At 39.5% G+C, this 21,215-nt stretch carries 21 protein-coding genes and 1 pseudogene; all 22 read left to right on the forward strand.

Going from position 1 to position 21,215, the window contains the following annotated elements; genetic code table 11:
* The first annotated feature begins 269 nt into the window (after nucleotides 1–269).
* Entirely contained in the window at nucleotides 270–641 is a 372-nt protein-coding gene (locus IGI47_RS07570; protein WP_438783822.1) for a hypothetical protein, read from the forward strand.
* 1 nt (nucleotide 642) lies between these two features.
* A complete protein-coding gene (locus IGI47_RS07575) occupies nucleotides 643–1,341 on the forward strand; it encodes a CBS domain-containing protein (protein WP_438783824.1) in 699 nt (232 codons plus the stop codon).
* 4 nt (nucleotides 1,342–1,345) lie between these two features.
* Nucleotides 1,346–1,810, forward strand: a complete 465-nt coding sequence (gene lspA, locus IGI47_RS07580) for a signal peptidase II (RefSeq protein WP_005879682.1) — start codon at nucleotides 1,346–1,348, stop codon at nucleotides 1,808–1,810.
* A complete protein-coding gene (locus tag IGI47_RS07585; protein ID WP_311929970.1) occupies nucleotides 1,807–2,718 on the forward strand; it encodes an RluA family pseudouridine synthase in 912 nt (303 codons plus the stop codon). The genes lspA and IGI47_RS07585 overlap by 4 nt, the downstream gene beginning before the upstream one ends.
* A 241-nt stretch (nucleotides 2,719–2,959) precedes the next feature.
* The gene (gene pyrR, locus IGI47_RS07590) at nucleotides 2,960–3,499 is read left to right on the forward strand and encodes a bifunctional pyr operon transcriptional regulator/uracil phosphoribosyltransferase PyrR (RefSeq protein ID WP_438783826.1); all 540 of its coding nucleotides are present in this window, start codon (nucleotides 2,960–2,962) and stop codon (nucleotides 3,497–3,499) included.
* An 11-nt stretch (nucleotides 3,500–3,510) separates the two neighbouring features.
* Nucleotides 3,511–4,794: a solute carrier family 23 protein gene (locus tag IGI47_RS07595; protein WP_438783827.1), complete on the forward strand. Its 1,284-nt coding sequence runs from the start codon at nucleotides 3,511–3,513 to the stop codon at nucleotides 4,792–4,794.
* Nucleotides 4,795–4,806: 12 nt separating this feature from the next.
* On the forward strand, nucleotides 4,807–5,733 hold the full coding sequence (locus tag IGI47_RS07600; RefSeq protein WP_005879675.1) for an aspartate carbamoyltransferase catalytic subunit: 927 nt from the start codon (nucleotides 4,807–4,809) through the stop codon (nucleotides 5,731–5,733).
* An 18-nt stretch (nucleotides 5,734–5,751) separates the two neighbouring features.
* On the forward strand, nucleotides 5,752–7,032 hold the full coding sequence (locus IGI47_RS07605; RefSeq protein ID WP_311929972.1) for a dihydroorotase: 1,281 nt from the start codon (nucleotides 5,752–5,754) through the stop codon (nucleotides 7,030–7,032).
* Nucleotides 7,033–7,036: 4 nt separating this feature from the next.
* Nucleotides 7,037–8,113: a carbamoyl phosphate synthase small subunit gene (locus tag IGI47_RS07610; protein ID WP_438783829.1), complete on the forward strand. Its 1,077-nt coding sequence runs from the start codon at nucleotides 7,037–7,039 to the stop codon at nucleotides 8,111–8,113.
* A gap of 2 nt (nucleotides 8,114–8,115) precedes the next feature.
* Nucleotides 8,116–11,301, forward strand: a complete 3,186-nt coding sequence (carB, locus tag IGI47_RS07615) for a carbamoyl-phosphate synthase large subunit (RefSeq protein ID WP_438783831.1) — start codon at nucleotides 8,116–8,118, stop codon at nucleotides 11,299–11,301.
* A 122-nt stretch (nucleotides 11,302–11,423) separates the two neighbouring features.
* Entirely contained in the window at nucleotides 11,424–12,200 is a 777-nt protein-coding gene (locus IGI47_RS07620; RefSeq protein WP_311929975.1) for a dihydroorotate dehydrogenase electron transfer subunit, read from the forward strand.
* On the forward strand, nucleotides 12,197–13,129 hold the full coding sequence (locus IGI47_RS07625) for a dihydroorotate dehydrogenase (RefSeq protein WP_438783833.1): 933 nt from the start codon (nucleotides 12,197–12,199) through the stop codon (nucleotides 13,127–13,129). The genes IGI47_RS07620 and IGI47_RS07625 overlap by 4 nt, the downstream gene beginning before the upstream one ends.
* On the forward strand, nucleotides 13,126–13,836 hold the full coding sequence (pyrF, locus tag IGI47_RS07630; RefSeq protein ID WP_311929977.1) for an orotidine-5'-phosphate decarboxylase: 711 nt from the start codon (nucleotides 13,126–13,128) through the stop codon (nucleotides 13,834–13,836). Before IGI47_RS07625 ends, pyrF begins: the two co-directional genes overlap by 4 nt.
* 1 nt (nucleotide 13,837) lies before the next feature.
* Nucleotides 13,838–14,473 (forward strand): orotate phosphoribosyltransferase, encoded by a 636-nt coding sequence (gene pyrE / locus IGI47_RS07635; protein ID WP_311929978.1) that lies wholly within the window; start codon nucleotides 13,838–13,840, stop codon nucleotides 14,471–14,473.
* Nucleotides 14,474–14,941: 468 nt separating this feature from the next.
* On the forward strand, nucleotides 14,942–15,583 hold the full coding sequence (locus IGI47_RS07640) for a YfbR-like 5'-deoxynucleotidase (RefSeq protein WP_081133533.1): 642 nt from the start codon (nucleotides 14,942–14,944) through the stop codon (nucleotides 15,581–15,583).
* A 30-nt stretch (nucleotides 15,584–15,613) separates the two neighbouring features.
* A complete protein-coding gene (locus tag IGI47_RS07645; RefSeq protein WP_438783834.1) occupies nucleotides 15,614–16,318 on the forward strand; it encodes a carbonic anhydrase family protein in 705 nt (234 codons plus the stop codon).
* The gene (locus IGI47_RS07650) at nucleotides 16,315–17,229 is read left to right on the forward strand and encodes a LysR family transcriptional regulator (protein WP_438783835.1); all 915 of its coding nucleotides are present in this window, start codon (nucleotides 16,315–16,317) and stop codon (nucleotides 17,227–17,229) included. Before IGI47_RS07645 ends, IGI47_RS07650 begins: the two co-directional genes overlap by 4 nt.
* Before the next feature lie 469 nt (nucleotides 17,230–17,698).
* On the forward strand, nucleotides 17,699–18,142 hold the full coding sequence (locus IGI47_RS07655; protein ID WP_311929981.1) for a GNAT family N-acetyltransferase: 444 nt from the start codon (nucleotides 17,699–17,701) through the stop codon (nucleotides 18,140–18,142).
* Between the two features lie 297 nt (nucleotides 18,143–18,439).
* On the forward strand, nucleotides 18,440–19,210 hold the full coding sequence (locus IGI47_RS07660; RefSeq protein ID WP_438783836.1) for a DeoR/GlpR family DNA-binding transcription regulator: 771 nt from the start codon (nucleotides 18,440–18,442) through the stop codon (nucleotides 19,208–19,210).
* Nucleotides 19,203–19,835 (forward strand): HAD family hydrolase, encoded by a 633-nt coding sequence (locus IGI47_RS07665; RefSeq protein WP_311929983.1) that lies wholly within the window; start codon nucleotides 19,203–19,205, stop codon nucleotides 19,833–19,835. The genes IGI47_RS07660 and IGI47_RS07665 overlap by 8 nt, the downstream gene beginning before the upstream one ends.
* A 192-nt stretch (nucleotides 19,836–20,027) precedes the next feature.
* A pseudogene (locus tag IGI47_RS07670) lies at nucleotides 20,028–20,144 on the forward strand (DUF3788 family protein); the annotation flags it as partial.
* A gap of 343 nt (nucleotides 20,145–20,487) precedes the next feature.
* Nucleotides 20,488–21,210 carry an ATP-binding cassette domain-containing protein gene (locus tag IGI47_RS07675; RefSeq protein ID WP_438783837.1) on the forward strand — a complete coding sequence of 241 codons (723 nt, stop codon included), beginning with the start codon at nucleotides 20,488–20,490 and terminating at the stop codon, nucleotides 21,208–21,210.
* Nucleotides 21,211–21,215 lie beyond the last annotated feature (5 nt).

A 21,215-nucleotide genomic window follows, 5' to 3' on the forward strand; every position in this document is an offset into this window, starting at 1 on the left:
CAGAGCAATTTCTAAACATTTATGTTCAAAGAGAACCATACGAATAACAAGCCAAATGATCCGAAAGATAGTATTTTCGAGATCATTTGGCTTGTTTATTATGAGTAGATAACTGTGAATGAAGAAGTGGAGTAAATAATCGGTAAGTTCTGTGACTTTCCAATCCTTTGCTTGCAATGGGATCAAGGAAAAAATTCAGTGGGCAACTGCCTGACTCTTTCTTGTTGGTGTATTTTAAGGTATACTAAAACAGAATAGGAGGGTGCATGATGGAGATCAAACTGACGAGAAAAACTGGTTTTTATGGAATGGGCAGCCCGCTTGTTTTGTGGATCAATGGCAAAAAGACGAAAAGTATCAGTAATAATCAGTCGATCACTCTCAACGTAACAGCACCATTTACGATGCAAATCACTTTTTTTGGGTTAAAAAGTCCTATTTATACGATTACACATTCGGCTGCTAGCTATGTGGTAAAGATGAATCTCTTATTACTACAATCCTACCCCTTTTTATTTTTAGCTAGTGGGTTAAGTGCTGTGTACGTGCAACAGTTCGGTTACAGTTTAGTAGTGATCTTAGTCATGCTGGCTTTCTTTTTTTATATCAAAAACCAAGCGTATATAATCAAGGAGGAATGAAATGGCAAACTCTGACATTTTTTTAAGTAGTTTCAATCGCATCGAAAAATGGATGAGAGATGCAATGGGTAATACTCGGAATATGGGGTTCACTGAGTTGGTACGAAGATTGGCGCAGAGAAAGAATGTGGTGATCAAGAAATACGAAGAAGATTTGCTACAACTGGCACAGTTAAGGAACGCCATCGTTCACGATCGTATCGCAGTAGATTTTGTGATTGCTGAGCCTAATGACTGGGCAGTCAATAAGATACAGCAGATCGAAGGAGAGTTGCTCCAACCAGAGACCGTATTGCCTCGATTTTCAAAACATGTGACTGGTTTCGAACGGGATCTCCCGTTGTCAGAGTTGCTAGGAACGATTGCGAGAAAACGTTATTCCCAATTTCCTCTTTATAATAAAGGGAGATTTGAAGCGTTGATCACTTTACGGGTGATCGGTTTTTGGCTAGCGAAAGAAAGTCAAAAAGGAACGATCGATCTTACACGGAAAAAAGCTGCCGACTTGATTTTTAAAGATGGTAAGTATACGAATTATCGCTTTGTCTCAGCGAGTACTTATATTTTTGAAGTCGAAGAGATGTTTCGTGAGCAAGGCACATTGGAAGCAATATTGATTACCAAAGATGGTAATCCTAATGGCAATTTATTAGGGATCATCAGACCAAGAGATATTTATCATCAAGTAGAAAAGGATTGATTTTTTGTTAGCTATTTATTTTATTATCAGTGGCTTGTTGATCGGACTTGATCAGTGGGTGAAATGGTGGATCGTCCATGATTTAGCATTGGGAGAGACAAGATCGTTGATTCCTAATATTTTATCATTGAACCATATTCGTAATACAGGAGCCGCATGGAGTTTGTTAGAAGGCAAAATGTGGTTTTTCGCTTTGATAACGATCATTGCGGTAGTTGTAGTCATCACATTGATGGTCAAAAACCGTAAAACTGGCAATCGTTGGTTTATGATCGGATTAAGTTTGATTTTAGCAGGGGCGATCGGCAATTTCATCGACCGTATGCGGCTAGGATATGTTGTAGACATGTTCCAGACTGATTTTATAAACTTCCCTATTTTTAACGTAGCAGATGTGACACTTGTTTGTGGAGTGATCTGTATTTTGATTTATACTATTTTAGATGAAAAGGACCAAAAGAAAAAATGACCGAATTAAAAGCAACGATCCACCAGGAAACTGGCCGGATCGATAAAGTACTCACAGGATTGTTCTCTGACCATAGCCGTTCTCAAATACAGCTCTGGTTGAAAGAAGGAGCAGTGTCCGTCAATGGGCAACCAGTGAAAGCAAACTATAAAGTAAAACTAGCTGATGAAATAGTGGTACTGATCCCAGAGCCAGAAACTCTAGATATCATTGCGGAGGATATTCCGTTGGAGATCGTCTATGAAGATGAAGCTGTCGCAGTGGTCAACAAGCCACAAGGTATGGTCGTTCATCCATCTGCTGGGCATACACATGGAACGATGGTGAATGCGCTGATGTATCATGTCAAAGATCTTTCATCGATCAATGGCGTGATCCGTCCAGGGATCGTCCATCGAATCGACAAAGATACTTCAGGTTTATTGATGGTCGCTAAAAATGATCAAGCCCATGAATCTTTAGCCAAACAGTTGAAAGACAAGACTTCCTTGAGAAAGTATGTGGCACTTGTCCATGGTGTGATCCCACATGAAAAAGGAACGATCAATGCTCCGATCGGACGTTCAAAAGTCGATCGAAAGATGCAAGCAATCCGTGAAGATGGAAAACCAGCAGTGACACATTTCCAAGTATTGGAACGCTTTGCCGATTATACCTTGGTAGAGTTACAATTAGAAACCGGTCGCACACATCAAATCCGTGTACACATGAAATATATCGGCTATCCTTTAGCAGGTGACCCGACTTACGGACCGAAGAAGACATTAAAGGGACATGGACAATTCCTTCATGCGAGATTATTAGGATTTAAACATCCCGTCACTGGACAACAGATGGTATTTGAAGCACCGCTTCCAGAAGTTTTTGAAAAAACTTTAGAAAAATTGAGAAAAGATATTGCTTTTTAAATAAGTTAACGGTATAGTATTTAACAATGAAAGCATAAAAAAACTAAATATGATTTCCTTTAAGTTTAGTCCCGTGAGGCTAAGAAGGGTGTGAGCAAAGCGACATATGGTGCGCCATATCGAACGTTGCTCTCTAGCAGAGTATAACTATCAGTGTATCCAAAGTATACGCTCAGTCTAAAACATTCCTCCTGTCCTCTTAGGGCAGGAGTTTTTTTGTGTAAAAAATGGAGGGGACCACATGCAAGCAAAAGAAGTTGTTGATCAAGTAACGATGAAACGTGCACTGACACGAATCACTTATGAAATTATTGAAAGAAACCACAGTATCGACGATGTCGTTCTTGTCGGCATCAAAACGAGAGGAATATACATCGCTTCAAGGATCGCTGAACGCTTGAAACAATTGGAAGGTATCGAGGTACCAGTGGGAGAATTGGACATCACACTTTATCGCGATGATAAAAAAGAAACACCAGATGAACCAGAACTACACTCTTCTGATATCCCTGTTTCATTAGAAGGAAAAGAAGTCATTTTGATTGATGACGTTTTATACACAGGACGAACGATCCGAGCAGCGATGGATGCAGTGATGGACTTCGGACGTCCAAGAAAGATCTCTCTGGCGGTTCTTGTTGACCGAGGACACAGAGAATTACCGATCCGTGCCGATTACGTGGGGAAAAACATTCCTACATCTAAAGTCGAAGAAATTCTTGTGGAGATGCAAGAGCTAGATGGTCAAGATCGAATCATGATCTTGAAAGAGGTAGAATAGGGGAGAACAGTATGTCAGAGAAAAAAGAATTTCATAACGATAATGTAGTATTAGATATCCACGACCGCCCAACAGTAGGCCAATGGGTAGGATTAAGTTTACAGCATCTTTTCACCATGTTTGGAGCAACTGTGCTTGTACCGATCTTAGTTGGTATCGACCCAGGGATCGCCTTGGTGAGTTCAGGATTAGGAACATTGGTTTACCTTGTGACAACAAAAGGAAAAATCCCAGCTTACTTGGGAAGTAGCTTTGCCTTCATCGCAGCGATGCAGCTTTTGATGAAAACCGATGGGTATCCGGCGATTGCTCAAGGGGCGGTTACTACAGGACTTGTTTATCTGATCGTCGCTTTTATCATTAAAAAAATTGGCTCGTCTTGGTTGGATAAAATTCTGCCACCTATCGTAGTTGGCCCAGTTATCATGGTTATTGGATTAGGTCTTGCGGCTAATGCGGCAACGAACGCAATGTACAATCAAGAAAAATACGATTTTAAATATATCGCGGTCGCATTGATCACATTGGCACTAACGATTTTCTTCAATATGTGGTTAAAAGGTTTTCTGGGACTTATCCCGATCTTATTAGGAATCATTTGTGGATATATCGTTGCTTTATTATTCGGTATTGTTGACACGAAACCAATCGTTGATGCTGCATGGTTTGCTTTACCGAACTTCGAAATACCATTTGTCCAATATGAACCGAAACTTTATCTAGGAGCAATCACAACGATGGCACCTATCGCATTTGTCACGATGACAGAGCATATCGGTCACTTGATGGTCTTGAACAAACTAACAAAACGGAACTTTTTCGAAGATCCAGGTTTACACAAAACATTAATGGGAGATGGTCTGGCACAGATCGTTGCTGCATTTGTCGGTGGACCTCCAGTAACAAGTTACGGTGAAAATATCGGTGTCTTGGCAATCACTCGTGTACACAGCGTCTTTGTAATCGGCGGTGCTGCAGTCTTCGCAGTTATCTTAGGGTTTGTTGGGAAACTAAGTGCTTTGATCCTAAGTATCCCTGGACCAGTTATCTCAGGAATCAGCTTCATCTTGTTCGGTGTCATTGCTGCAAGCGGGATGAAGATCTTGATTGAAAATAAAGTTGATTTTGACAAAAAGAAAAATCTATTGATTGCCTCAGTGATCTTAGTTGTCGGTATCGGAGGCTTGGTCTTCGAGGTTGGCACGTTCACTTTATCAGCAATGGCTTTAGCAACTGTACTTGGTATCATCTTAAATCTTATCTTACCAGAAACTTCACGTAGCGAAGAAAACTAAGGAGGAATCATCGTGATCATCAAATCAGAACGCATTAGTTTAAAACATCTATTGACAGTGGAAGCTTTAACGGACCAGGAAGTAATGGGATTGATCCGTCGTGGGCAAGAATTTAAACAAGGAGCAAACTGGACGCCGCAAAAATCACAATATTTTGCAACGAACCTATTTTTTGAGAATAGTACGAGAACCCACAAGAGTTTTGATGTTGCAGAAAAGAAATTGGGTCTAGAGGTCATCGAGTTTGAAGCAAGCACGAGTTCTGTACAAAAAGGTGAAACCTTGTACGACACAGTGTTGACGATGTCAGCTTTAGGGGTCGATGTTGCAGTCATCCGACATGGAGATGAAAATTATTATGACGAACTGATCCAAAGCAAAACGATCCAATGCTCGATTATAAATGGCGGCGACGGAAGTGGTCAGCATCCGACACAATGCCTTCTTGATTTGATGACGATTTATGAAGAATTTGGCCATTTCGATGGATTGAAAGTAGCGATCGTAGGGGATATCACCCACTCTCGTGTAGCGAAATCAAATATGCAGATGCTTAAACGACTAGGTGCTCAAGTCTTTTTCTCAGGCCCTAGAGAATGGTACGATGAAGAATTTGAAGTTTACGGGCATTACGTTCCACTAGATGAATTATTAGATACAGTTGATGTAATGATGATGCTCCGCGTTCAGCATGAACGTCATGATGGAAAAGAAAGCTTCTCGAAGGAAGCTTACCATCAGGAATACGGATTGACGATTGAACGAGCAAAAAAATTACAAAAACATGCAATTATCATGCACCCGGCGCCAGTCAACCGGGATGTGGAATTGGCAGATTCACTAGTTGAAGGGTTACAATCGCGCATCGTTCAGCAAATGAGTAACGGTGTGTTTGTCAGAATGGCGATTTTAGAAGCGGTATTAAACGGAAAAGCGTAAAGCTAGGAGGAAGAAAACATGAAAACACTCATTAAAAACGGTCAAATCAATACTAGAAACAACGAAACAACACCTGCAGAAATTTGGATCGAAGATGGAAAAATCAAAGCGATAGGAACTGGTTTTTCCGAGACTGAATTTGATGAAGTGTATGATGCAAAAGGGCAATTGATCACCCCTGGTTTAGTAGACGTCCATGTCCACTTGAGAGAACCGGGATTTACATACAAGGAGACGATCGAAGCCGGTTCGAAAGCAGCTGCTAGAGGCGGTTTCACGACTGTATGTGCAATGCCTAATCTGAATCCAGTACCTGATACAGCAGAAAAATTAAAAAATGTCTATGATCTGATCAAACAAAATGCGGTGGTGAAAGTGTTACAATATGCACCCATCACCGAAAACCTTCGCAGTGAAGTATTAGTAGATCAAGAAGCACTGATTGCTGAAGGGGCGTTTGCTTTTACGAATGATGGAGTGGGTGTCCAGACAGCAGGAACGATGTATCTTGCAATGAAAGAAGCAGCCAAAAACAAGAAAGCATTAGTCGCACATACCGAAGATGAATCATTATTGTTTGGCGGTGTGATGCATGCAGGCAAAAAAGCAGAAGAACTTGGCTTGCCGGGTATTTTAAGCGTAACTGAATCTTCACAAATCGCACGCGATCTCTTATTGGCGGAAGCGACTGGCGTTCATTATCATGTCTGTCACGTCTCCACAAAAGAAAGTGTGCGGGTAATTCGTGATGCCAAAAAAGCAGGAATTCACGTAACTGCGGAAGTTTCACCGCACCATTTGATCTTGATCGATGAAGATATACCGGAAGATTTTGGCTTTTGGAAAATGAACCCGCCTTTACGTGGAAAAGAAGACCGTGAAGCTTTGATCGAAGGGCTACTCGATGGAACGATCGATTGCATTGCCACTGACCATGCACCACATGGATTAGAAGAAAAAAGTAAGAGTTTCTTAGAATCACCATTTGGTATCGTGGGAAGCGAAACAGCTTTTCAATTGATTTACACACATTTCGTTGAAACTAAACGCTTCACATTGGAACAAGTTATCAATTGGCTAGCTGTGAAACCAGCTGAGATCTTCCAATTGAATGCTGGCACATTAACGATCGGGGCGCCTGCTGATTTAGCCGTTTTCGCTATCGAACACCTTAGCGAGATCGATAAAAAAGATTTCCTTTCCAAAGGGGAAAACACACCTTTTGTTGGGTGGAAGGTCAAAGGAGAAACGTTATTGACGTTTGTTGACGGAAAAATTGCTTGGCAAAAGGAGGAATAACCGCATGGAAAGATTACTGATTTTGGAAGACGGTACGGTATTTAAAGGAAACGCATTTGGCGCAAAAAACAATGTCTTTGGCGAGATCGTTTTTACGACTAGCATGACAGGCTATCAAGAAACGATCACTGACCAAAGTTTCAATGGACAAATCATCACTTTTACTTACCCGATGGTGGGAAATTATGGCGTCAATCGCGATGATTACGAATCTATATCTCCAACTTGTAAAGGTGTAGTAGTGAAAGAACATGCACGAGTTGCTTCAAACTGGCGCAGTCAAATGACGCTAGATGAATTTCTGAAACGTAAAGGTATCCCGGGGATTTCTGGGATCGATACGAGAGCGCTGACGAGAAAAATCCGTGAAGTGGGAACGATGAAAGCAAGTATCGTTGATGCAGGTGATTCATTTGAGCATGCGTTTGATCAATTGAAGGCAACTGTGCTTGCTACCAATCAAGTGCAACAAGTATCAACGAATAAACCTTACCCAAGTCCTGGAACAGGACGAAATGTCGTGGTGATCGATTTTGGTTTGAAACACAGCATTTTAAGAGAACTAAGTAAACGTAACTGTAATTTGACTGTCCTTCCTTATAATACGGATGCAAAAACGATTTTATCCTTAGCGCCTGATGGAGTCATGCTGACGAATGGTCCTGGCGATCCTAAAGACGTACCAGAAGCAATCGAGATGATTCGAGGTATCCAAGGGAAAATCCCGATTTTTGGCATCTGTCTTGGGCATCAACTTTTTGCATTAGCAAATGGAGCAGACACGTATAAAATGAAGTTTGGTCATCGCGGATTGAACCATCCAGTGCGAGAAATCGCTACTGGACGGATTGATTTTACCTCACAGAATCACGGATATGCAGTGGATGAGAAAACGGTGGACCCAAAACGATTGATGGTGACCCATGTTGAAGTGAATGACGGAACAGTAGAAGGAATCAGACACCGAAATTATCCAGCATTCAGTGTTCAGTTCCATCCAGATGCTGCACCTGGGCCACATGATGCTTTACATTTATTCGACGAATTCATGGAAATGATGGATGCAGGAAGGGAGAAATAAGAATGCCAAAACGGACAGATATCAAAAAAATCATGGTGATCGGTTCTGGACCAATCATCATCGGACAAGCCGCTGAGTTTGATTATGCAGGAACGCAAGCTTGTCTAGCCTTGAAAGAAGAAGGGTATGAAGTCGTCTTGGTCAACTCTAATCCAGCGACGATCATGACAGATAAAGAAATTGCTGATCAAGTGTATATCGAACCAATCACTTTAGAATTCGTGTCGAGAATTTTAAGAAAAGAACGCCCCGATGCATTGTTGCCAACATTAGGAGGCCAAACAGGCTTGAATATGGCAATGGAATTAGCTGAATCTGGTATTTTAGATGAGTTAGATATTGAACTTTTAGGTACAAAATTATCTGCAATCGATCAGGCGGAAGATCGCGACCTATTCAAGCAGTTGATGGAAGAATTGAATCAACCAATCCCCGAATCTGAAATCGTGACAACAGTAGAAGAAGCTGTTGATTTTGCAAATAAAATCGGCTACCCAATCATCGTCCGACCTGCCTTCACATTAGGTGGAACGGGCGGTGGCATGTGCGAAAATGAAGAAGAGCTACGTGTAATCGCTGAAAACGGCCTTAGTTTGTCCCCTGTGACACAATGTTTGATCGAACGGAGTATCGCTGGATTCAAAGAAATCGAGTATGAAGTAATGCGAGATTCAGCTGATAATGCAATCGTTGTTTGTAATATGGAGAACTTTGATCCTGTTGGTATCCATACAGGCGATTCGATCGTTTTTGCACCAAGCCAAACATTATCTGATCATGAATATCAAATGTTGCGTGATGCTTCGCTTTCAATCATTCGAGCGTTGAAAATCGAAGGTGGCTGTAATGTGCAGTTAGCTTTAGATCCAAACAGCTTCAACTACTATGTGATTGAAGTGAATCCTCGTGTTTCACGGTCTTCTGCATTAGCAAGTAAAGCAACCGGCTATCCGATTGCAAAATTGGCAGCAAAAATTGCTTTAGGGCTGACGCTTGATGAGATGAAAAATCCGGTAACAGGTACGACCTATGCTGAATTTGAACCTGCACTTGACTATGTTGTAGCAAAAATCCCACGTTGGCCTTTCGATAAGTTTGAAAATGGTGAACGAGTGCTAGGGACCCAGATGAAGGCAACTGGTGAAGTAATGGCAATCGGAAGAAACATCGAGGAATCCCTTTTGAAAGCTGTTCGTTCTCTAGAAATCGGGACTTATCATATTGAATTGCCAGAGTTAAAGGATGTCGAAGATGATCTATTGATCAAAAAAATGGTCAGAGCGCAAGATGATCGCCTCTTCTACGTAGCAGAAGCAATTCGTCGAGGTTTCCCGATCGAAGAAATTGCGGAATTAACAAAAATCGATTTATTCTTTTTAGATAAACTCCTTCATATCGTTGAATTAGAAAACCAACTAGCAGCACAACCGAATGATCATGAGCTACTAACGTTTGTGAAACAAAATGGATTTACGGATCAAAAGATCGCGAATTTGTGGAAAACTACCGCAAAAGAGATCAGACAAATGCGAACTGAGCAAAATATCCTACCCGTTTATAAAATGGTAGATACTTGTGCCGCTGAATTTGAGTCACAAACGCCTTATTTCTATAGCACATATGAATATGAAAACGAGAGTATCCGCTCAGAGAAAGAATCAGTCCTAGTTTTAGGATCAGGACCAATCAGAATTGGCCAAGGAGTGGAGTTTGATTATGCAACTGTCCATTCTGTCAAAGCAATCCAACAAGCTGGATATGAAGCAATCATCATGAACAGTAATCCAGAGACCGTATCGACTGATTTTTCTATCTCTGACAAATTGTACTTTGAACCATTGACTTTTGAAGACGTCATGAACGTTATTGATCTTGAACAGCCGATGGGTGTGATCGTCCAATTCGGTGGTCAGACTGCGATCAACTTAGCAGAGCCGCTTGTTAAAGCTGGTGTGAAAATTTTAGGAACAACGATCGAAGATTTGGATCGTGCAGAAAACCGTGATCTTTTCGAACAGGCATTGAAGCAACTGGATGTTCCACAACCGTTAGGAGATACAGCGACAAGTAAAGCAGAAGCTGTTGCAATTGCTTCAACTATCGGTTACCCAGTATTAGTCAGACCAAGCTATGTTTTAGGCGGACGTGCAATGGAAATCGTTGAGAATCAACACGATCTTGAAGACTACATGGAACATGCAGTCAAAACTTCCCCAGAACATCCTGTACTGATCGATCGTTATTTGCTTGGTAGTGAATGTGAAGTAGATGCCATTTGTGATGGAGAAACAGTACTGATCCCAGGAATCATGGAACATATCGAACGTGCAGGTGTCCATTCAGGTGACTCGATGGCTGTTTATCCGCCACAAGCACTATCCGCTGAAATCCAGAAGACGATCGAAGACTACACGATCCGCCTAGCACGGGGGTTGAACTGCATTGGTATGATGAACATCCAATTTGTCATCCATGATAATAAAGTCTATGTGATCGAAGTGAATCCTCGTGCAAGTCGTACTGTACCATTTTTAAGTAAAGTTACAGGTATTTCGATGGCACAGATCGCAACAAAAGCAATCTTAGGGCAGAAACTAAAAGACTTAGGCTTTGAGACTGGCTTGTATCCTGAAACTGAGAATGTCCACGTAAAAGCACCAGTCTTTTCATTCACTAAACTTCATAAAGTAGATACGTATTTAGGGCCTGAAATGAAATCGACTGGGGAAGTCATGGGATCAGACCAAAATCTCGATAAGGCATTGTACAAAGCTTTTGAGGCATCGGGACTTCGGTTACCAGATTATGGCTCCGTTTTGTTCACGATTGCGGACGAAACCAAAGAAGAAGCACTAGAATTAGCCAAGCGCTTTTCAGAAATCGGCTACAGCTTGTTAGCAACGAAAAATACAGCTGCCTTTTTCGAATCACATGGATTGATCGTTACGAAAGTTGCCAAAATATCTGAGCATATCCATGAAAAAAATGTCGTTGATTTGATCCGTGAAGGAAAAGCGCAGGTCGTGGTCAATACCATTGACAAAGACAGAGGAAATGCTTCGAAAGATGGTTTTATCATTCGCCGAGAGGCTGTTGAACATGGAACTCCGTTATTTACTTCATTAGATACTGCAGATGCAATCATTCGAGTAATGGAATCACGAGCATTTTCAACAAAAGCGATCTAAAAAGAAACGAGATAATGAAAATGTGAATAGTCATGTATAAAAGTATCAATTGGGAAGAGTCCCTTCTTAGTTGATACTTAGGTAGGACACACACTTGAATGTCTCAAATGAGGAGAGTAGATATGAAACAAGAATTAATGAAGGTTATCAATCAAAGACAACTGGCACCACGCATTTATGAACTCACGCTAAAAGGAGAATTAGTCAATGAAATGAATTTTCCAGGGCAGTTTCTGCATATTCGAGTGCCTCGTGCTGATTTGCTACTAAGGCGACCAATCAGCATCAACCAGATTGATCATGAAAATAAAACTTGTCGGATTATCTATCGAATCGAAGGAGAAGGGACAAAAATCTTCTCAGAATTGAAAATGGGCGATACACTCGATGTGTTAGGTCCTTTAGGCAATGGATTTGACTTGTCAGGATTAGAACCAGAAGATGAAGTCTTCATCGTTGGCGGTGGGATTGGTGTGCCTCCTCTCTATGAGTTATCAAAGCAATTAAAAGAAAAAGGGATCATTCCAATTCATTTTCTAGGATTCGCCTCAAAAGACGTATTATATTATGAAGAAGAATTCAATGAATTAGGAGAGACTCGCATTGCAACAGATGATGGTACCTACGGAATCCACGGCAATGTCGGAAATTTATTGTTGAGTACAAGCAAAATGCCTAAAGCAGTGTTTGCTTGTGGCGCAAATGGACTATTGAAGACCGTCGAACAACTTTATTCAGACCATCCCAATGTCCAGCTTTCATTAGAATCTAGGATGGCTTGCGGTGTCGGTGCTTGCTACGCATGTGTGTGCCATAAGCCAGATGATGAGACAGGAACGAAAAGTGTGAAGGTCTGTGATGAAGGACCTATCTTCAAAGTTGGGGAGGTCATTTTATGAGTGGAAATCCTTTAGCAGTAAAACTTCCAGGGTTAGATTTGAAAAATCCGATCATGCCAGCCAGTGGATGCTTTGGTTTCGGAAAAGAATATGGAAAATATTATGATTTGAATCAACTAGGATCGATCATGGTCAAAGCAACGACACCTAAGGCAAGATTTGGCAATCCTACTCCGAGAGTAGCAGAATCACCTTCTGGTATGCTGAACGCGATCGGCTTACAAAATCCTGGACTAGATGTTGTGATGAAAGAATTATTACCTGAATTAGCTCACTACCAGGAATTGCCGATCATTGCGAATGTCGCAGGGGCATGTGAAGAAGATTATGTAGAAGTTTGTGCAAAAATCGGTGAAGCACCGAATGTGAAAGCTATTGAATTGAATATTTCCTGTCCGAATGTCAAACATGGAGGTATCGCTTTTGGTACCGACCCAGAAGTTGCTTTTCAATTGACACAAGCGGTCAAAAAAGTAGCAAAAGTTCCAGTGTACGTGAAACTTTCGCCTAATGTGACAGACATCGTGCCCATCGCTCAAGCAATCGAAAGTGGCGGAGCCGATGGTTTCACCATGATCAATACACTACTTGGCATGCGGATCGATCTAAAAACTAGAAAACCAATTTTAGCAAATCAAAGTGGGGGACTGTCAGGTCCAGCAATCAAACCTGTGGCCATTCGCTTGATCGATCAGGTGGCGTCCGTTTCAAAACTACCGATTATTGGAATGGGTGGCGTCCAAACTGTTGACGATGTGTTAGAGATGTTCATGGCAGGCGCAAGTGCTGTTGCTGTTGGAACGGCTAACTTTACCGATCCCTACATCTGTCCTAAACTGATCGAAGGGTTGCCAGTCCGAATGGCAGAACTTGGTATCGAATCATTAGAGCAATTAATCAAGGAAGTAAGAGAGGAACGAAATCAATGAATCAACGACCAATTATCGCGTTAGACTTTTCAACTTGGCAAGAAGTAGAAGAGTTTCTGCAATTATTCCCAGAAGATGAGAAATTATTTGTAAAAATCGGCATGGAATTATTCTACCAAGAAGGACCAATCATTGTTCGTTGGTTAAAAGACGCCGGACACGATGTCTTTTTAGACTTGAAACTCCATGATATTCCGAATACTGTTGAAAAAGCCATGACAGGCCTAGCTAAATTAGGTGTGGACGTGACTTGTGTCCATGCAGCTGGTGGTATCCGAATGATGGAGGCTGCTCTAAGAGGATTAGAAGCAGGTACGCCAGAAGACAAAAAACGCCCGCTGTTGTTGGCAATCACACAATTAACTTCAACAAGTGAAGAAGAAATGCACCATGACCAATTGATCGATGTTCCTCTTGAGGAAAGTGTCATCCATTATGCCCAATGTGCCAAACAAGCTGGTCTTGACGGAGTAGTTTCATCCGCATGGGAAGTGAGATCCATCAAAGAAAAAACTGACCCATCATTTATCTGTCTAACCCCTGGGATACGTCCAGAAGGAACAGTTGCAGGAGATCAAACAAGAATTGTGACACCGGCTAAAGCACATGAAATCGGTTCTACGTTCATTGTCGTTGGTCGTCCGATCACATTGGCGCAAGTTCCATATCAAGCGTATCAATCAATTAAAGAAGAATGGAGCCATTAATATGAAGACAATTGAAACCACGATCGCAAAAGATCTATTAGAAATCGAAGCTGTTTTTTTGAGCCCTAGTGAACCTTTTACTTGGGCAAGCGGCATCAAAAGTCCAATTTACTGTGACAATCGGATCACGATGAGCTATCCAAAAGTCAGAAAAGAAATTGCACAAGGGTTAGCAGACAAAATCAAAGAAGCATATCCAGATGTTGAAGTCATTGCAGGAACAGCGACTGCAGGCATCCCACATGCGGCATGGGTAGCTGAAATTTTAGATTTGCCGATGGTTTATATCAGAAGTAAAGCGAAAGATCATGGTAAAGGAAACCAAATCGAAGGACGTATTTTTGAAGGACAAAAAATGGTTGTGATCGAAGATCTGATTTCAACTGGCGGAAGTGTACTAGAAGCAGCAGAAGCTGCTAAACATGAAGGGGCGAATGTCTTAGGTGTAGCTGCTATCTTCACGTATGAATTACCAAAAGGAAAAGCAAACTTTACTAATGTGGAAATGCCATTATTGACCCTTACGAATTATTCCGTGTTGATCGAAGCAGCACTAGAAGAAAAATACATTGATGAAACAGAACTAAACCTATTGAAGGAATGGAAACAAGATCCTGAAAACTGGAAGAAAAACTGATTGCTTAACATCTGTAAAAAATATTTTAGCATCAGAAATAAAATGGTATACTAGTGTTAAATAAACAACAAATAAAGAAGTATTCAAGACGAAAGTTTTGCTATGGACGAGTAGCTCGGTGATAAATCACGTAGAAAAAATTTTTTCTACGAGGTTTTAGAGCTATGTTATTTTGAATGCTTCCAAAACGTCAGCGAGGCGAGCTAATTCTGTGGAATTGTTTTAGAGCTATGTTGTTTTGAATGCTTCCAAGTCATCAACTGTTTTTTGGTAGTGTTATTTGAAAATACGATATACGATTGGTAGAGACTAGAATGCTTTCTTCTGGTTTCTATTTTTTTATATAAATCGGGAATGATTTTGTTAAAATTATAAAAAATCAATGGAAATAAAACGTGTTATTTGCAAATTTTAGTTATTTAATGGTAGGATTATCGGAAAAAGTATTCCATTAAAGGAGGTCTATTTATGGGATTGAATGAATTTATTTTAGGATTGAACAATTTAGAAAAAATTACTCGGGCTCCTGGTTTCTTTAAATTCACCGAGCATACGGTAGCGGCACACTCGTATCGAGTGGCTTCGATTGCTCAAGTTTTAGGGGATATCGAAGAAGTAAATGGTCAAAAGATCGACTGGAAACTACTCTATGAAAAGGCACTGAACCATGATTATACCGAGCGCTTCATTGGTGACATCAAAACTCCAGTAAAATATGCAAGTAAAGAGTTGCGGGGGATGTTGCAAACGGTAGAAGAGAAAATGACGGACGAGTTTATTAATCAGGAAATTCCAGAAGAATTTCAGGAAACGTATCGTAAACGTCTTTTTGAAGGAAAAGATGACACGGTTGAGGGAGAGTTATTAGCAATCTCTGATAAAGTCGATTTATTGTATGAATCTTTTGAAGAAATCATCAAAAACAATCCGGAAAAGGTCTATAAAGAAATGTTTATCGAAGCAGTCACGACGATCAAGTCATTTGATCATCGTCCATCTGTTCAGTATTTCTTCAATGAGATCTTCCCAGAATTACTGAACCAAGAATTCTATGGAAAAGAAGATTTTTTAGCAACAGTTTCGACTATTGTCAAGAAAACCAACAAATAAAATGAAAAAGAAAGCTCTGGAGGTATGGATTTGGAGAAAAATATGGATGTTGAATGGGGCTACTCGGGAGATAGAGGACCTGAACACTGGGCTGAGTTATGTGATTGGTTTGCCAAAGGAGCAGCTTTTTCTTTGCAATCACCTATTCAATTAACTACATGTGAGGAAACAGATGAGTCAAGTGAAACATTATCTTTCCATTATGAAAGGCAACGATTCACGGACAAGGAATTTAAAAATACGATTCATTTAGTTCCTTATGATCAACTTAGCTACGTTGAATTTAAGGGTCAAAAGTTTTATTTGACCGATATCCATTTCCATATGCCTTCTGAGCATTTAATCAATGGAAAACAGGAAGATATTGAGTTCCACTTTGTGCATATGAATGCCAAAAAAGAAAATTTGGTCGTAGGAGTCATGTATCATTTAGCAACTGGAGAAGGTTGGTTATATGATCGCGGAAATGGTGATTCTTGGGACGTGGAGAAGCACGAACATTGGACGAACCCAATCGTCTTATTCCCAGAGAAAAAGAGCCATTATCATTATGTCGGCTCGTTAACCACACCACCGACTAGCGGTCCTATACAGTGGTTTGTAATGGACCAGATCCAAAAATTGAATAAAGACTTTTTAATTCCATTTAAGGGACAATATGCACAACCGAATAATCGGCCAATCCAACCGCTAAAGAATCGAAAAATAAACTATTATGCGGAGGAAAATCAGTGAATTTCCAACAATTGAAATATGTGGTTGCTGTGGCAAATAACGGAAGTTTTAGAGAGGCGTCTAAGAAATTATATGTTGCACAACCTAGTTTATCGGCAGGCATCAAGGAACTTGAGACAGAGCTTGGGATTACTCTTTTTACTCGAACCAATCGAGGTGCCTTTTTAACCGAAGAAGGTCAAGAGTTTTTAAAACGAGCAGAACGTATCTTGGTGCAACTGGAATCATTAGAAGATTATTATCTGACGAACGAAAAGCGGGACAGCTTTTCTATTGCTTCGCAACACTATGATTTTTTAGGCCCTTTGACAGCAAAACTGATTACTTCATTCAAACAAGAAATCAAACAATTTCGGATCATTGAAACGACTACTGCAAAAGTGATAGAAGAAGTCAAAGAGCAACATAGTGAAATTGGCATCCTTTATATGAATGAACACAATCGTTCAGGGATCAAAAGATACTTGGAACAAGGAGAATTGGTGACACAGGCTTTAGGGACTTTCAAGACACATATCTTTTTACGTCAAGAACATCCACTGAGCCAAAAAAAGGAGATAGCCAAAGAGGAGCTATTTCCTTATACCCAAGTAAGATTTACTCAAGATGGCAGTAATTTTCCTTACTTTTATGAGGATTTAATCGAGATTCCTGACCAAGAAACGGTGATCTATACGAGTGATCGTGGTACATTGATGAACATCGTTCTGGAAACAGATGCTTATGCTTATGCTTCTGGATCTGGAATCGTAATCGGCGAGATGAAAGAATACCTTCGTTTGATCCCGTTAGCGGATAGTCAAGAAAATGAGTTAGTGATCATTTACTCTGTGAAACGGCCATTAAGCAAAATCGCTCAACGGTTCATCCATCACCTCACACAACTAATCAAACAGGAAAAACATCATTAGAAACAATTGGGATGACAGCTTGTAATAACCGTTGTTCCAACTGTTTTTTGTCTGTCTTTTCTACGTTATAGATGATAATATTGGAAGTAGCGGGAAACATAAAAAGTCATGAAAAGTCGTGAGGTGATGAAACGAAAACAGCTTAGACGAAGTGTTATCTAAAGTGTGATTTTTGTCGATACATTGATTGGTGTATCTGTTGTAGCGCAACAATTATCGAATACGAAAGTGTCCTAATGGCTATTTGTCTGCTAGTCATGGTTTTTAGAATGAAAATAACTGATTTTATACTAAAAACATAGAACAAATCAAGTGTATCTGCATAAACAAAATAGCTAGTAGCTTTCATAAGGTATGAGAATCATTTATATAATCATCAAAGGCGTGATATAAACTGCGCCAGTTCCACAGAAAGGATATGTGTAGGAAAGAAATGAGTATGAAAGAAATGAGTATGAAAGAAATGAGTATGAAAGAAATTGAAATCAAAGACAGAACTCCTTTGCTTATTGAGCAGTTGCTTGACGTATGGGAAAGGTCAGTAAGAGAAACTCATCTGTTCTTATCCGGAAAGGAAATAGAAGAGATAAAAAAATTTGTGCCAACTGCTCTAGTAGCCGTGTCGCACTTGCTTGTTGAAACGGATACAAACGGAAGGCCAGTCGCTTTTATGGGGATTGATGAAGGAAAATTAGAAATGCTGTTTATTGCTCCTGAAGAGCGTGGCAGAGGTTTAGGAAGAAAGCTACTGGAACGTGGAATTATAAAATATGGTATAAAAGAACTCGTTGTCAATGAGCAAAATCCACAGGCAAAAGGATTTTATGAACATATGGGATTTAAAGTTCGTGAGAGGTCAGAGATGGATGAACAGGGGAATCCATATCCTGTCTTGTTTATGGAAATAGGTTAAGTTATATAACTAAATACTACATGTTTTAAAGACAGTTGACAATAAATATAGACTGTCTTTTTTTGTGCTAAAAAACTAGCAGAGTCAGCTAACTAACTACACTTCTCAAAGTAACAAAGCTATGCTATATAATTTCTGTTTAATCGACAAACAGTTGGGGCTATTTCAGAAATTAAATTATGAGTGTACAGAAACGTGCGATGTATGAGTATGATATCCTATTGTACATTTAAGCTTATTTAAGCTATTATTATAATGTACTTAAAATCACTTATTATCATAAGGAGAGTTCTATCGATGAATCAACAAAAAAGATTACTGATAATAATGGAAAGACTGGTAAAAGAACAGTCGTTGACTTTACAAGAGATGATGCGACTTACGGGTGCTTCTAGAGACACGGCTAGGCGAGATACAATAAAACTAGCGGATAGCAATCTCGTGATCAGAACATACGGAGGTATTAGTTTAGCAAATGCATTTAATAAAATAGATGGATATTTAGGACGAACAACTCAAGAACTTCAAGTAAAAAAAGAAATTGCTCGAGAAGCAAGTAAATTATTAGTAGAAAAACAAAGCGTATATTTAGATGTGTCGACCACAATCTCTCTTTTGCCCCAGTATTTAGCGAATAGAAACATAAAAAAAGCTGTAACGAATTCGATTGACATTGCTGATCAATTTTTAAAGACTACTTCAATCCCAACTACAATCCTTGGGGGGACATTAAATAAAGAAAGCCGTTCAGTTACTGGTGGATACCCAATCTGGGAATTAACTAAGTATCGGTTTGATATTTCTTTCTTAAGTTGTGCAGGTATAAATAATCAAGGAATCTATTATGCATATGAAGAAGACATCGCAATGAAGCAAGCAATTCGAGAGAAAAGCAATAAAATCATGCTGCTATGCGATCATACAAAAATCAATTTATCTCATAATTACCTTGTCTACAGTTTTGAAGAAATCGACTACTTGATAACGGATAAAATAATTCCTGAAGACTTAGCCGTTAGAATAGGAAAAGATAAAATAATCTACACAAAGGAGAAACGCTATGATTAAAACGATATTATTTGATGTTGATGGAACGATAATTGATACAGAATATGTTATGACACATTCTCTACAAAAAACTTTGCGTGAAGAATTAGAGAAAGAACTCCCAATTCAAGAATTACATTATATTTTAGGTATTCCTGGAAGAGAAGCGATTAAAAAGTTTGTAAATACTGAGGAAGAAGAGGATATTCTCTTATCAAAATGGGGTAAAAATGTTCTTTTATTAGCAGAGAATGTCCAAGTTTTTCCACATGTAGCAGAAGTATTACAAAAGTTGCACATAAACGGGATTCAACTAGGAATTGTTACATCTAAAACAAAGGAAGAAATGAAGAATGAATTTGACCGATTTGATTTAAATCAATATTTTGATATACAAATTACAGCTTCAGATACTAACTTGCATAAACCTTTTCCAGATCCAATACAAAAGGCGATTGACGAGCTCCATGTAAAAAAGGAAGAGACGATTTATATTGGTGATTCATTATATGACATGCAAAGTGCGAAAGCATGTGGAGTCACTTTTGGTTTAGCTAAATGGGGAGTCCAAAATATTGAAAATTTTCAAAATGTCGACATAGTTATTGACTCTCCTCAAGAAATACTTGATTTGTTAGAAAAATAGAAAAAGAGTGTGAGAGAAGAATGATATGCTCCCCTGTTTTCTGTGTCCACTAGACGGGGAGCGCATCATAGTGTCTCACACTCTTTTTTGAGCATGGGACAAAACTAAACATCATTTTTGCCATAGACTCGTGAATAAACGAAATTCCAAAAGTCAGGTTTTTCGGAAATTTCAAAAAAGAGGCTGAGATAGAAGTGTTTAACTTCGAGAAATAAGCCAAAATTCACGAAATTTGCTTTTCAAATTTTCGTGAATTTTGGCTTATTTAAGAAGGAGTTGCTTTTGCTCCTACCGTTTATTCGTTTTTAAAGAATGAGACAAAAGTGTTTCTTACTTTTGTCCCACGCTCTTTTCTCTCCAATTTCTCAAATCGAAACGACTTTTGTCTCGACCTCATTTTAGTATATGAAATAGTGAAAAAGGAGGAAAATACGACAAGTGAAAATTAGTACAGTTCTAAAAACAGATTTTTCTCATAAACTGAGTAAAAATATTGCTTTTTTTTTGGTTTTAAGGGAATATATAGCTATAAAATGGCGATTTTTCATTATTTCATTGATTAATCAGAAATTTTCAACTGAATTAGTAGTTACTTTTTTACTATTATCAAACAGATTTTAGAGGTGTTATAACCTTAGATTGGAGAGTTGCCATGATTGAATTGAGGAATGTTTCTAAGCGATATGAAAATACCCAAGCATTGCACTCGATTGATTTTTCTGTCGAAGAAGGAGAAATTATTGGGATCGTTGGGAAAAGCGGCTCGGGAAAATCTACACTGCTTCGCTTGTTGAATCTGATGGAGGACCCGAGTTCAGGAAAAATACTGTTTGATGGCATAGATAGCCAAACTTTCACAAGAAATGAGCGTCGCCAGCAAAAACAACGGATGGGAATGATTTTTCAAAATTATAATCTATTGGATAATTTACGCGTATACGAAAACGTGGCATTACCTTTGAAATTACAAAAAAGAGTCAATGAGGATAAACTTGCACAATTATTAGACTTTGTTGATATGAACCACAAAGCGCAAGCTTACCCAGCCAATCTTTCTGGAGGAGAAAAGCAACGGGTTTCGATTGCCAGAGCACTAAGTAGAGATCCTCGTATCCTATTATGTGATGAGGCGACCAGTTCATTGGATGAGGAAAATACTGAAAGCGTTATACGCCTATTGCAAAAAACGCACGAAGCGTTTCAACCGACTATTTTCTTTGTAAGTCATGAACTTGAAACAGTCAAAAGCCTCTGTCAAAGGATTCTTGTCATGGAACATGGAGAACTGATTGGCGAATTATCCAACAATCCCGAATACTTTGAAGAGGAAAATCTTACTTATTTTGAAAAGATAAAAAGGGGGCTTGACCATTGACACAT

This window comes from Enterococcus sp. AZ191 (genome assembly GCF_051713845.1).
GTDB lineage: Bacteria > Bacillota > Bacilli > Lactobacillales > Enterococcaceae > Enterococcus_B > Enterococcus_B durans.